Genomic DNA, 13,324 nt, shown 5'->3' on the forward strand with positions numbered 1-13,324 from the left:
GGTGCTGCGTGTGTCGGGGCGGAGAAACTAGTGAGCCACGCCTGCGGCACCGTGCTCGTCCACCAGCGCGCCGGTGACGAATCGGTCCAGACTGAACGGTGCGATGTACTCGTGCACCTCGTCGTTGGCGATGGTGTCGGCCAGGCACCATCCAGCACCGGGTGTGGCCTTGAATCCGCCTGTCCCCCAGCCACAATTGAGGAACACGTTGTCGAACGGCGTGCGCCCGACGATGGGGGAGGCGTCGGGACACACGTCCACGATGCCGGCCCAGGTACGCAGCAGATGTGCGCGAGCGAAGACGGGGAACAACTCGACCGCAGCTGCCATCTGTCGTTCGATGATGTGGAACGCACCGCGTTGGCCGTAGCCGTTGTAGGAGTCGACGCCCGCACCCATCACCAGTTCGCCCTTGTGCGCCTGGGAGACGTACACGTGCACGGCATTCGACATGACCACCGTGGGGTGGACCGGCTCGAGCAACTCCGAGACGAGGGCCTGCAGGGGATGACTCTGCAGCGGAGTCTTGATGCCGAGCATGTCCGTCAGAGTGGAGGTGTGCCCGGCCGCGCACAGAGCGACCTGGCCGGTGGCGATGTCGCCGCGCGTGGTCTTGACCCCGGTGACGCGGTTGCCGTCGGTGGTGAAACCGGTGACCTCGCAGTTCTGGATGATGTCGATGCCGGCCGCGTCGGCGCGTCGGGCAAATCCCCAGGCGACGTAGTCGTGCTTGGCGATGCCGGCGCGCGGCTGGTACGTCGCACCGAGTACCGGGTAGCGAATGTCGCTGGAAATGTTGACGATCGGGCACAGCTTCTTGACCTCGTCGGGGTCGACCCACTGAGCGTCGATGCCGTTGAGGCGGTTGGCCTCGACGCGACGCACGCTGTCACGCACGTCCTGCAGGCTGTGCGCGAGGTTGAGGACGCCGCGCTGGCTGAACAGGATGGGGTAGTCGAGGTCGTCGGCGAGACCCTCCCACAGCTTCAGGGAGTGCTCGTAGATGCGGGCGCTCTCGTCCCACAGGTAGTTCGACCGGATCAGGGTGGTGTTGCGCGCCATGTTTCCGCCGGCGAGCCACCCCTTCTCCAGCACAGCCACATTGGTGATGCCGTGGTTCTTGGCGAGGTAGTGCGCGGTGGCCAGGCCGTGTCCGCCGCCGCCGATGATCACGACGTCGTACGACTTCTTCGGCTCGGGGTTGCGCCACAGGAAGTCCGGGTGATCGGGCAGATGTGCGCCCGGTGGGGTTGCGGGGGCGGTCATCGGTAGCCTTCCGTCAGGTCGGGGTAGAGGGGGAACTGCGCGGCGACGGATTCGACCCGGACTCGCAGTGCATCGAGTCCGCGGTCGTCGGTGTCGGGACGCAATGCGTGGGCGATGACATCGGAGACCTCGGCGAACGCGGTGGCGTCCAGGCCGCGGGTCGCGAGGGCCGGGGTGCCGATGCGGACGCCTGAGCTCACCATGGGCGGCCGTGGATCGAACGGAACTGCGTTGCGGTTCACGGTGATTCCCACGTGATGCAGCCTGTCCTCGGCCTGCTTGCCGTCCAGTTCGGACTTGCGCAGATCCACGAGAACGAGATGGACGTCGGTGCCGCCCGAGACCACGTCGATGCCTGCGGCCGCTGCGTCGTCGGTCAGCAGTCGATCGGCCAGGATCTTCGCACCGTCGAGGGTGCGCTGCTGTCGTTCCCGAAAGTCCTCTTCGGCAGCGAGCTTGAAGGACACCGCCTTGGCTGCGATGACATGCTCTAGCGGTCCGCCCTGCTGGCCGGGGAAGACCGACGAGTTGAACTTCTTCGCCAGAGCGGCATCGTTGGTGATGATCACGCCACCGCGTGGGCCGCCGAGTGTCTTGTGTGTCGTCGAGGTGACCACGTGTGCGTGCGGTACCGGTGAGGGGTGCAGGCCGGCGGCGACCAGACCTGCGAAGTGCGCCATGTCCACCATCAGGTATGCGCCGACGTCGTCTGCGATACGGCGGAATTCGGCGAAGTCGAGGTGACGCGGGTAGGCGGACCAACCGGCCATGATCAGCTTGGGGCGGTGTTCGTGGGCGAGGCGCTCCACCTCTTCCATGTCGACGAGATGGTCGTGCTCACGGACGTGGTAGGCCGAGACGTCGTAGAGCTTGCCCGAGAAGTTCACCTTCATGCCGTGCGTCAGGTGTCCGCCGTGGGCGAGTGCGAGACCGAGAATCGAATCACCCGGCTGCAGAAGTGCTGCCATCGCAGCGGCATTGGCCTGAGCACCGGAGTGCGGCTGCACGTTGGCGAACGTCGACCCGAACAAAGCGTTGAGCCGGTCGATGGCGAGTTGCTCTATGACGTCGACGTTTTCGCAACCGCCGTAGTAGCGCCGGCCGGGGTAGCCCTCGGCGTACTTGTTCGTCAGAACCGAACCTTGTGCCTGCATCACGGCCAGCGGCGCGAAGTTCTCGCTGGCGATCATCTCGAGCGTGTTCTGCTGACGGCCGAGCTCGGCACTGATCGCGCGGTGCACCTCGGGATCGAGATCGGCGAGTACGCGGTTCGTCACGCCCCTCGGGTGCGGTGCCGTCGCCGTCGGTGCGAAGTCCTGCGTCAAGATGGCCGCCCTTCTGGAAGATCAATGATCTGGAACTGATATATCAAGATGCCAATAGAGTAAGATCACAACGCAGAGCCGTCAAGGGCGGGGCATCGACCGGGAGTGAGCAGAGAAGATGACAATCGGAATTCCACCGGTGATCGATGCAGCGCAGTCCGTCGGTACCAACGCCGATCGAGCGTACGAAATAGTGCGTGAGCAGCTGATCATGCTGGAAATCCGTCCGGGCGAACCCATCAACGACGACCGTCTGGCCGAGCAGTTGGGGCTGGGGCGCACACCCATTCGTGAGGGCCTCAAACGACTGGAGCGCGAGCGACTCGTTGTTGCGTACCCCCGCCGTGGAACCTTCGCGACCGCCGTCGACATGACCGACCTGGCCAACATCTCGGAGATTCGTAAGCAGCTCGAGCCTGCGGCCTCGGCGCGTGCGGCACGCACGGCCACGCGGGCAGCGCGAGACCGGCTGGCGGAACTCGCGGCCTCCATTGCGAGCATCGACGACACCGACGACTCACGTGAGGTGCTGCGCAAAGATGTTGCAGTGCATCGGGAAATCTATCGGGCGTCGGGAAATCCCCACCTCGAAGACATTCTGGTCAGCCTCGACGCACATGCCACCCGCATCTGGTGCCTGTTTCTCGACCGACTGCCGAACGTCGCCGGCCATGTTCGTGAACACGTCGTGCTGCTGCAGGCCATCATCGACGGTGATGCCGACACGGCGGCGGAACTGACCCTCGAACACGTCACCGGGTTCGAGAACGCAATCAGGGAGTTGCTGTAGTAGCAGCCGCAATTCGCTCGGCGGCACCTCTCAATGCGGTCGAGATCGCGTACATCGCCGGGGTGTACTGACGCCGAGCGAGTGACGCGATGTAGATGACGCGGGTGGGAACCCGATCCGATTCCGGGAAGGCGACCGCGGTCACGTCGGGTCGGTGATGCACCACCGACAAACGAGGAACCATCGCGATGCCGACGCCTGCGGCCACCATGGCCTCGATCTCCTGGTAGTCGTGGGCCTCGTACACGACGTCGGGCTCGAATCCTGCTACGCGACAACTGCGATACAGAACTTCGGCAGCAGGGTGGTCGTTGCTGCGGATGATCCACCGCGCGCTTTCGAGATCGTGCAGCGACACGTCGTGCTCCAGTCGATCGTCGTCGATCGGCAGCAGCAGCACGGTCTGGTCTTCCATCAGTGGCTCGAGTGACAGCGATCGTTCGGCCTCCTCCGTCCAGGCATAGCTCCACAGCAGCGCCAAGTCGATTTCGCTCGAATGCAGCATGTCGAGCAACTGTGGGCGCACCGCCGAACGAACCCGAACGTCGACATCGGGCCATCGCGAGTGATAGTCCTTCAACGCGTCGGAGAGCAGCGACGCACTGACGGTGGGAAACGAGCCGAGCCGAACCGAACCGCGTTCCAGCCCACGGATTGCTTCGAGGTCACCGCTCGCCGCTCGCATCTCCCGTCTGAACAGGCGGGCGCGGCTGGTGAGAATTTCGCCGGCTTCGGTGAGCTGTACACCGCGTGGCAGGCGGGTCAGCACCGGCTGCTTGATGCCGTGTTCGAGTTTGCTGATGCGCTGGGACGCCGCGGATGGGGTCATGTTCGCCCGCTCGGCACCTGCGGTCAGTGAGCCGGCCTCGGCGATGTCGAGCAGAAGAAACAACGTCACGACGTCGAACGTGTGGTTCATGCGGATATCTTTCAGCTCAGCTAAACGACTAGGTAGCAAAACGATATTGTCCTAAAAGCCAGGCGTCAATAATGTGACAGGGACAACGTTCGAGTGCGGATGTAACCGAGCACTTACCACCACCTGAAAGACGCCCATGACTTCCATCGAGATCCTCCCGCTCATCGCACTGGTTGCGATGTTCGTGATCGCAACCTTCTTTCCGATCAATATCGGCATCCTGGGCTTCATCGGTGCCTTTGTGGTCGGGTACTTCGCACTGGGATTCGACGACAAGGAAATCCTGAACGAGTTCCCCAGCTCGATAGTGTTGACCATCGTCGGCGTCACCTACTTCTTCGGTACGGCCAAACGTAACGGCACCATCGATCTGCTGGTGAACAGCTGCATCCGAGCGGTACACGGCCGAGTGACAGTAGTTCCGTGGGTGTTCTTCTTCGTCGCTTCGGTCTTGACGGCGCTGGGCACCTTCAGCCCCGCCGCGGTCGCATTGATCGTGCCTGCAGCCATGGCGTTCGCAGCGCGAACCGGCATGAGCCCGCTGGTCATGGGCATCATGGTGATCAACGGTGCCCACGCAGGAGCGTTCTCCCCGATTTCCGTTTCCGGCGTTCTGGTTCGTGACATCGTCGAGAACAACGGCCTCGCGCTCAGCCCGTGGACGCTGTTCTTCGCCAGCTACGGCATCAACCTGCTGCTCTCGGTCTTGACGGTCGTCGGCTACGCAGCACTGGCCCGCATGAAGGGCTTCGAGTACACCGCAACCGGCTCCACCGACCCCGCGCCCGGCAGTGGCCCGGTGGGCGGATCACCGGTCAAGACGTCCGTCCCCACCGGCGGCGGTACCGGCGGCGGCAGCTCAGCGGGCGGCAGCACTGCGGTGCTCACTCGTCCGAAAACAACCACGCTGGTCGACGCGCCGGCCCCGGTCACGTTCGTACAGAAGCTCACGCTGTTCCTCATCGGCGCACTCCTGGTGCTCGTTCTCGTCCTGCACCTGCCGATCAGCTTCATCGCCATCGGAGCCGGAGCAGTCCTGGCGTTCACGGATCTGAAGAAGCAGAACGAAGCCATCGCAGACATCAGCTGGTCGACGGTTCTGCTGGTTGCAGGCATGGTCACCTACATCTCGATCCTGCAGGAAGTCGGCACCATCGATCATCTCGCCGAAATGGCGATCACCATCGGCGCGCCGATCATCGTAGCCATCGTGCTCTGCTACGTCATCGGCATCACTTCGGCGTTCGCGTCCTCCACTGCGCTGCTGGCCGCCGTCATCCCGCTGGCCATGCCGCTGCTGGGTACCGGTGCACTGCCGGTCGTCGGCGTCGTCGCTGCCCTCGCCATCTCGGCCACCGTCGTCGACGTCTCGCCGTTCTCGACCAACGGTGCGCTCGTGCTGGCCAACGCACAGAACATCGAGCGCCCGCGCTTCTACCGTCAGCTGCTGCTCAATGCGGGAGTCGTCGTGGCCGTCGCGCCCGCCCTGTGCTGGTTGATCCTGGTCGTCGTTCCTGCCCTGTTCTGACCGAGCACACGCGTTAAGCGCTGCTGCACGACATGAACATATTTCGTAATTGTGCTTGAACATCCTCTGTCGCAGGGTGGAAGCATCGGATCCTGATCGGAAGGCACACCAGATGTTCACTCTTCGTGGAACGTGGATGCGTGGAGGCACCAGCAAGTGCTGGCTGTTCAACGCGGTCGACATCGACCCGTACATCGCCGACGCCGGCGGTCTCGACAACATCCTGACCGCAGCCTTCGGTTCCGGCGACCCGCGGCAGCTCGACGGGGTCGGGGGCGGCAGCTCCACCACGTCCAAGGCAGCCATCGTGCGACGCTCGGGCGCACCCGGTATCGATGTCGACTACCTGTTCGCTCAGGTCGCCATCGAGAACCGCACCGTGGAGTGGGGCAGCAACTGCGGAAACTGCGCGACCGCGATCGGTCTCTACGCCGTGCAGACCGGTCTCGTCGCCGTCGACGACCACGTCACCGTGGTGCGGATGCGTAACGAGAACACCGGCGCGATTCTGGCGGCGGAGATCGCAACTCCCGGCGGACGCATTCCTGCGGAGGGCGACGCGTCCGTCCCCGGAACCACCGCTCTGGGTGTCCCGGTGGGATTGACCTTCACCGATCCGGCCTCGGACCGAGTGACGATGCTCCCCACCGGTGCAGAGATCGATCGAGTCACTCTCGGCGACAGAGGCTTTCGAGGAACGTTCGTTCGGGCGGGTGCACCCGCCGCACTGTTCGATGCCGCCGATTTCGGGCTGACCGCGTCGGAGACCAACGATGTCGTCGGCTCGCACGTCCCCACCCTCATCGCGCTACGCCGGCAGGCAGCTCTGCGGATGGGGCTGAGCAAGCCCGAAGAACCTGTCTCGCATGCCATTCCGAAGGTCGGGATCGTGGGCCCGCCGCGAGACTACGTGACCACCACGGGTGAGCATGTTGCCGCCGCCGACTACGACATTTCGGTACGCATGCTGTCGATGATGGCACCGCACCCGGCGATCGGACTGACCTCGGCGGTGGCAGTGGCGGCGGCCGCCACGGTCGAGGGCGGTGTGGTCACCACCAACGCCCGCATCGGTTGGCCCGGATCACTCCGCATCGGAACGGCGGCCGGGGTGCTCGACGTCGACTACACCGTGGACCACGACGGATTGCTGCACGCGGTCACACTTCATCGCGCAGTCCGACGTATCGCAACCGCAGACCTCTTCGTGGTGCCGATGCCCGCTCTGGTCGGTGCACACTCCGCTTGAGTTCGTGGCCTCAGAACCGAGCGGCGACGTCCTGGAAAATTCTCAGTAGTACGGTCGCGCTCGGCGAGAGCTTCTGTTCTGCCAAGTGCGCCAGCAGTATTCGACGTGATGGTGCGCCCGTCAACGGGACCAATCGCACATCGTCTCGTATGTTCGACAGCGCCATGCGCGGTGCGAACGAGACGCCCAGATCCACTGCCACCATTGCCTGCGCCTCTTGGTAGTCGTTCGCGGCGAACGAGACGGTGGGGGAGAAACCCGCAGCATGGCACGCGCGCTCGAGCGCGGCACCGACCGGGTGAGTGTCTTCCCGGGTGATCCATTGCTCGTGTTCGAGTTCGGTCATGTCCACCGAATCACGCTCGGCCAGATGATGACTGACTGCAACGACCAGCATCGGTGGGTCGATGATGAGCTGGTGCACCGTCAGGTCCGAGTCGGTGATTCTGGCCCACTCGTAATCCCAGAGCAGGGACAGCTCCACCTCGCGGGTGTCGAGCATTCCCCGCAGCCCGGCGAATCGCGAGCTGCGCACTGTCAGTGCGACTGCCGGATGGCGCGACTTGAACAGCTTCACCACCGGTGGTAGCAGGCTGGCACCGGCCGTCGGGAACGTGCCGATTCTCAAAGTACCTGCGCGTAGGCCGGACAGATCTTCGAGTTCGTTACGCGCAGCGAGTAATTGAGTTTCGATGCGCTCGGCGTGCCGGACCAGGACTTCGCCTGCCTCGGTCAGGCGCACCCCGCGAGCATGCCGTTCCAGCAAGGGTTGGCCGGCTTCGAGCTCGAGCTTGCTCAATTGCTGCGACACCGCAGATGTGGTGAAGCTCAACCGAGTTGCTGCCCCGGTGATGGATCCGGTGCGCACCACCTCGACCAGGAGCAGCAGGCGTCGGGTGTCGAACATGATCGAACCACCTTTAAGTGAAAGTTAAGGGATCTCGACTTTTTCGTAATTGTACTCGACGGCTGTGTGATGCAGGCTATGTACAGCGACCGCACGAGAGCTGCGTCACATGACCGCACTGGCTCCTCGAATGTTCAACTCCAAGAACGTTTTCGAGAGTAACGACCGGAAGGTATCCGAGGATGTATTCACTGCGTGGCACGTGGATGAGGGGCGGGACCAGCAAGTGCTGGCTCTTCAGCTCCGTCGACGTCGAGCCACTGATCGAACAAGCAGGATCTCTCGACGAGATTCTGGTCTCCGCCTTCGGATCCGGCGACCCCCGCCAGCTCGACGGCGTCGGTGGCGGCAGCTCGACCACCTCGAAGGCGGCCATCGTCAGCAGGTCCTCCGAGGACGGAATCGACGTGGACTACCTCTTCGCTCAGGTCGCCATCGGTGATCGAAAGGTGGAGTGGGGAAGCAACTGTGGTAACTGTGCCACCGCGATCGGCCTGTACGCACTCCAACAAGGACTGGTGGCGATCGATCCGATCACCACCGTCGTGCGGCTGCGTAATCGCAATACCGGTGCGGTGCTGCTCACCGAGATCGATACCCCGGGCGGCGTCGTTCCGTCCGAAGGGTCGGCTCAGGTTGCCGGAACGTCGGCTCTCGGCGTTCCGGTCGGACTGACGTTCATCGACCTCGGTGCCGATCGCACTCGATTGCTCCCCACCGGGTCAGTGGAGGACACCGTGGAGCTACATGGGTCGCAGTACCGCGGCACGATGGTGGTCGCCGGCGCTCCCGCTGCATTGTTCGATGCATCCGACCTCGGTATGACCGGGGCCGAGACCGCTGCCGAGCTGACGGAACGTGTTCCGCGACTGGTCGAATTGCGCCGCAGTGCAGCACTGCTCATGGGGCTGTCGCGCCCGCAGGATCCGATCACGCACGCGGTGCCGAAGGTCGGCATCATCGCGCCGCCGGTGGACTACCGCCTCGAAGACGGAACACTCGTCTCGGCCGGTGAATACGACGTCTGCGTGCGCATGCTCTCGATGATGGCACCGCATCCGTCGATCGGCCTGACGTCGGCGGTGGCGGTGGCCGCTGCCGCAACGGTGCGCGGCGGTGTGGTGGATCGGGTCATCCGCGGTGCCGCCAGCTCGACCCTACGGCTGGGGACGCCGGCAGGTGTGTTGGCCGTCGATGTCGACATCGCTGCGGACGGCAACCTCACCAGCGTGACCCTGCACCGCGCTGCACGACGGATCGCGACGGCAGAATTGTTCGTTTCCGTTGCTGCGAAGGCACTTTCGATCGGATAGCTCGACCTGTGAACACGGCTTCGACGACTGAAGAAAAGGAAGATCATGAAGGTTAGCATCGAGAATCTGAGCCTCGCTTACTCGGGAAACACTGTTGTCCGCGACCTCGACCTGGAGATCGCCGACGGAGAATCCCTGGTGTTGCTGGGGCAGTCAGGCTGCGGTAAGACCAGCACGATGCGCTGTGTGGCAGGGCTGGAGACCCCCAGCGCCGGCCGCATCACCATCGGTGACCGCGTCGTCCACGACTCGAACACGAACAAGACGATCCCGCCGCACAAACGCAACGTGGGCATGGTCTTTCAGTCCTACGCGGTGTGGCCGCACCGGACTGTGTTCGACAACGTGTCCTTCTCGTTGAAGATGCAGAAGGTCAACAAGACCGAGATGAACCAGCGCGTCCTCGAGGCCCTCGACCTCGTCGGGTTGGGCGAAATGGCGCACCGAGGAGCGAGCTTGCTCAGTGGTGGTCAGATGCAGCGGGTGGCGCTGGCTCGGTCCCTGGTGATGCGCCCCAGCGTGCTGCTCCTCGACGAGCCGCTGTCGAACCTCGATGCCCGACTGCGTGAACGACTTCGGATGGAATTGCGAGAGCTTCAGCTCCGACTCGGACTGACCACCGTCTACGTCACGCACGATCAGGTCGAGGCGTTCGCCCTTGCCGACCGAATCGCGCTGATGCAGAACGGCCGAATCGTGCAGATCGGCACCCCCGAAGACATCTACACCTCGCCGATGTCCGCCTCGGTGGCCGAGTTCCTCGGTGTCGGCAACATCTTCCGCGCCACGCCTGCGTCGGGACCGCGATCGACGATGGAGCTGACGGACTTCGGACAGATTGCAGTGTCGGTCGATGCAGCGTCGGCGGCCGACGGGCCCGTCGTGGTGTGCCTGCGGCCCGAGGATCTGTTGGTCACCCCGTTGGACGATGCCGAGCCCGAGGGCCAGTCCTGGATGGGCACAGTCGACGTCGCGAGCTACCAGGGGGCGTCCATTCGGTACCGCGTCACACTGGACGACGGCCCGGAGATCGAAGCCGTCGCCACCGGACACGCCAGCCGAATCCTGGGTATGGGAGAACGCGCACGGGTCACAGCAGTAGCCGGCGGAGCTCAGGTTCTCGTCGACGATCGCGTCGCCTCCGAGGCGGTGCCGGTATGAGCGCCCCCACCGACAATCGGCCCGTCACCACGACGAAGCCGCCGGTCGACACTCCGACACCCCAACGCAGGCCGGGTCTGAAGAAGTGGATTCCGACGCTTCTGCAGTTGGCTCTGCTCACCGTGATCGTGCTGTTCCCGATGTTCTTCATCGTGATGGGCGCATTCACCGACAACGCCGAGCGCACATCGCTGTTCGACTTCGGTAACTTCACCCTCGACAACTTCTCGCTGCTCGGGTCCTCGACCGCGCAGAGCGCCCTGTGGAATTCGGCTCTGGTCGGCATCGGGTCCTCGATCGTCGCGCTGACGATCGGGTGCACGCTCGCCTTCCTGGCAGCACGTACCAACGTTCCGGGCCGAAAGATGATCTACGGCATCGGTATTGCGCCGCTCTTCCTCCCGGCGCTCGTCGGGGCACTGGCGTGGGCATTGCTGGCCGGGCCGGCCACCGGTTACATCAACCTGGTTCTGACCGCGATCGGTCTCCCCGGCTTCATCGACATCTACAGCTTCGGCGGAATGATCTTCATCCTCGGCATCTATTACGCGCCGTATCCGTTCCTGATGGTCCACTCCGCGCTCTCGTTGATGAATCCGGACCTCGAGGACGCCGCCAGTCTGCACGGTGCGAAGTTGACGAAAATGTTGAGCAAGATCACGTTCCCGCTCGTCATGCCCGCCGTGATCGGCTCGGGAATCCTGGTTTTCGCGCTCACCGTGGAGAACTTCCCGGTGGCTCAGGTGATCGGCGTGCCCGGCGGAGTCGACACCCTGCCGACCCTGATCTATCGACTGATGAACGCATCGCCTGCCCGCGGCAACGACGCCGCCGCTGTCGCAGTGGTTCTCACCGTCTTGCTGGTCGCCGTCGTCGCCTTCCAGCAGCGCGCGATGAGCAGCAAGGAATACACCACCGTCAGCGGCAAAGGTGTTCGGGCGCGTCAGGTTCCGCTGCGGGCATGGCGCATCCCGGCTGCAGTGTTCGCCTGGGTGTACTTCGCCCTGGCCGTCCTCCTGCCGCTTGTCGCCCTGGTGTTGGCTGCTCTCCAGACCAGCCCGTACGTCGCGAACATCGGTCAGCTCTTCGACTCGGGAGCGCTGTCGTTCTGGGGACTGGGAGAGACGTTGCGCAGTGCCGACTTCCACAGCGTGATGACCAACAGCGTCATCGTCGGTGTCGCCACCGCCGCTATCGGTACCGCGTTCTGCTTCGCCTTGGCGTACACGAGGTACCGCACGAATGCTCCAGGCCGAAAGCTGTTGGAATACCTGGCGATGTTGCCGCTGGCCGTTCCTGCCATCGTGCTCGGCCTGGGTCTGCTGTGGACGTGGCTGGCGCTTCCGCTGCCGATCTACGGAACACTCGCGGTGCTGGTGATCGCGTTCGTTGCCGTCACCATTCCGCAGGGCTACCGCGGTGTCTCTGCGTCGATCATTCAGTTGGACAAGGACTTGGAAGACAGCGCAGTCATGTTGGGTGCGCGGAGGCACCGGGCGATTTCGTTCGTCACCGCGCCGCTGCTCAAGGTCGGTCTGTCCTCGACCTTCCTGTTGCTGCTGATGCTGTCCATGCGTGAGCTCACCGCCGCGCTGTTCCTGTTCACCTCCGACACCCGGTTGCTCTCGATCGCGATCTTCGACGCCTACGACAACGGCTCGTTCCAGTCGGCTGCCGAGTTGAGCCTGCTGTACTGCGTTGTGATCGGTGTGCTCGCAATCCTCTCGCGTCGCTTCGGATCCAAGGAAACTGTCTGATGAGAAAATTGGTAACAGCAATCGCGCTGGGCGTCGCAGTGGCAACTGCCGCGGCCTGCTCGCCGCCACCCGAACGTCCCGCCTTGGCTCGGGCAGCCGAGGAGATCGTCACCGACAACGGCCTCGTCATCGACGGTGAGCAGATCGCAGATCCCGATCTGTGGACGCAGGCCCAGGCCGAAGGTGGCATCACCCTCTACAGCGGTTACACCGCGGTCACCGAGGCCACGGTGCTGAAGAACTTCGAGAAGGACACCGGACTCGACGTCAAGCTCGTGCGGCTCACCCCGAACCGTCTGTACGAGCGACTGGTGGCCGAGTACGGCGCAGGACGGCTCGACGCGGACGTCGTGCGGATCTCCGATGCCGGCTTCGTCAGCGGCCTCAGCGAGCGCGGTGTGTTCCAGCCCTTCACGCCGCCGACGGCGACGGAGCTGCAGGACGACGTGGTGTTCGACGGCGGGAACTACTACCGGACCTTCGACCCGATCTACACGATGGGCTACAACAGTGCGCTGATCGAGGGAGACGACAGGCCCACATCGTGGGCCGATCTTCTCGACGATCGATGGAAGGGCAATCTGGGTATCGCTCAGGCCGGGGCCGGCGGTAGTGCATTGGCGTTGACTCGGTTCCAGCGCGAGACGCTGGGCGACGACTACCTCCGCGAATATTCCTCGGAGGCACGAGTGTTCGACTCGATCGGAGCTCAGCTCGATGCGCTCGCCCGCGGCGAGATCGAAGCTGGGACGGTGGTGGTGAGCAGCGTCAACATCGCCAACAACGAGAATGCTCCGGTCAACTTCGTGGTACCGGAGGAGGGTCTCACCGCCTACGACTACTACACCGGAGTGGCGTCCACAGCGAAAAACATCGCGGCCGCGCAGGTTTTCATGAACTGGAACCTCTCCAAGAGGGGACAGCAGGTGTTCAGCGATCTCGGTGAGTACTCGGTGCGCAACGACATCGATCCGCCGGTGATTCGCGGAATCGAGTTGCCGGAGTTCACCGACCCCAAGGTCAATCGAATAACGCAGTCGGAGTCGATCGAGAACTCCGCGGACGACCAGGAGGCCTGGAACGCGATCTTCGGCTACAACGAATAGAAG

At 63.8% G+C, this 13,324-nt stretch carries 11 protein-coding genes; 7 read left to right on the forward strand and 4 right to left on the reverse strand.

Translation table 11 applies throughout. The features are described 5' to 3' along the window. Positions 1-27: 27 nt before the first annotated feature. Both CH286_RS10190 and glyA read right to left on the reverse strand, forming a co-directional pair. A complete protein-coding gene (locus CH286_RS10190; RefSeq protein WP_032367894.1) occupies positions 28-1,266 on the reverse strand; it encodes a sarcosine oxidase subunit beta family protein in 1,239 nt (412 codons plus the stop codon). Beyond that, positions 1,263-2,543 carry a serine hydroxymethyltransferase gene (glyA, locus tag CH286_RS10195; RefSeq protein ID WP_094609147.1) on the reverse strand — a complete coding sequence of 427 codons (1,281 nt, stop codon included), beginning with the start codon at positions 2,541-2,543 and terminating at the stop codon, positions 1,263-1,265. The genes CH286_RS10190 and glyA overlap by 4 nt, the downstream gene beginning before the upstream one ends. A 166-nt stretch (positions 2,544-2,709) precedes the next feature. Between glyA and CH286_RS10200 the strand changes: the two genes are divergently transcribed. Beyond that, on the forward strand, positions 2,710-3,381 hold the full coding sequence (locus CH286_RS10200; protein ID WP_032405075.1) for a GntR family transcriptional regulator: 672 nt from the start codon (positions 2,710-2,712) through the stop codon (positions 3,379-3,381). On the opposite strand, the gene CH286_RS10205 is transcribed toward CH286_RS10200, so the two are convergent. Further along, positions 3,365-4,300, reverse strand: coding sequence for a LysR family transcriptional regulator (locus tag CH286_RS10205; protein ID WP_037153086.1), 936 nt, complete (start codon positions 4,298-4,300; stop codon positions 3,365-3,367). The genes CH286_RS10200 and CH286_RS10205 overlap by 17 nt on opposite strands. A 136-nt stretch (positions 4,301-4,436) precedes the next feature. Between CH286_RS10205 and CH286_RS10210 the strand changes: the two genes are divergently transcribed. Both CH286_RS10210 and CH286_RS10215 read left to right on the forward strand, forming a co-directional pair. Next, entirely contained in the window at positions 4,437-5,828 is a 1,392-nt protein-coding gene (locus CH286_RS10210; protein WP_094609148.1) for an SLC13 family permease, read from the forward strand. 112 nt (positions 5,829-5,940) lie between these two features. Then, positions 5,941-7,077, forward strand: coding sequence for a PrpF domain-containing protein (locus tag CH286_RS10215; protein ID WP_032405116.1), 1,137 nt, complete (start codon positions 5,941-5,943; stop codon positions 7,075-7,077). Between the two features lie 10 nt (positions 7,078-7,087). Here CH286_RS10215 and CH286_RS10220 read toward each other — a convergent pair whose 3' ends face one another. Continuing rightward, positions 7,088-7,984: a LysR family transcriptional regulator gene (locus CH286_RS10220; protein ID WP_094609149.1), complete on the reverse strand. Its 897-nt coding sequence runs from the start codon at positions 7,982-7,984 to the stop codon at positions 7,088-7,090. Between the two features lie 182 nt (positions 7,985-8,166). Here CH286_RS10220 and CH286_RS10225 point away from each other — a divergent pair, with 182 nt between their 5' ends. From CH286_RS10225 to CH286_RS10240, 4 genes are read left to right on the forward strand one after another with little or no spacing between them, the layout of a single operon-like run. Continuing rightward, entirely contained in the window at positions 8,167-9,297 is a 1,131-nt protein-coding gene (locus CH286_RS10225; RefSeq protein ID WP_037153078.1) for a PrpF domain-containing protein, read from the forward strand. A 45-nt stretch (positions 9,298-9,342) separates the two neighbouring features. Beyond that, a complete protein-coding gene (locus CH286_RS10230; protein WP_032405080.1) occupies positions 9,343-10,458 on the forward strand; it encodes an ABC transporter ATP-binding protein in 1,116 nt (371 codons plus the stop codon). Next, positions 10,455-12,215: an ABC transporter permease gene (locus CH286_RS10235; protein ID WP_080734495.1), complete on the forward strand. Its 1,761-nt coding sequence runs from the start codon at positions 10,455-10,457 to the stop codon at positions 12,213-12,215. Before CH286_RS10230 ends, CH286_RS10235 begins: the two co-directional genes overlap by 4 nt. After that, the gene (locus CH286_RS10240; protein WP_032405081.1) at positions 12,215-13,321 is read left to right on the forward strand and encodes an ABC transporter substrate-binding protein; all 1,107 of its coding nucleotides are present in this window, start codon (positions 12,215-12,217) and stop codon (positions 13,319-13,321) included. Before CH286_RS10235 ends, CH286_RS10240 begins: the two co-directional genes overlap by 1 nt. Positions 13,322-13,324: the final 3 nt, after the last annotated feature.

Origin of the sequence: Rhodococcus sp. WWJCD1 (assembly GCF_002258735.1) — a bacterium.
GTDB lineage: Bacteria > Actinomycetota > Actinomycetes > Mycobacteriales > Mycobacteriaceae > Rhodococcoides.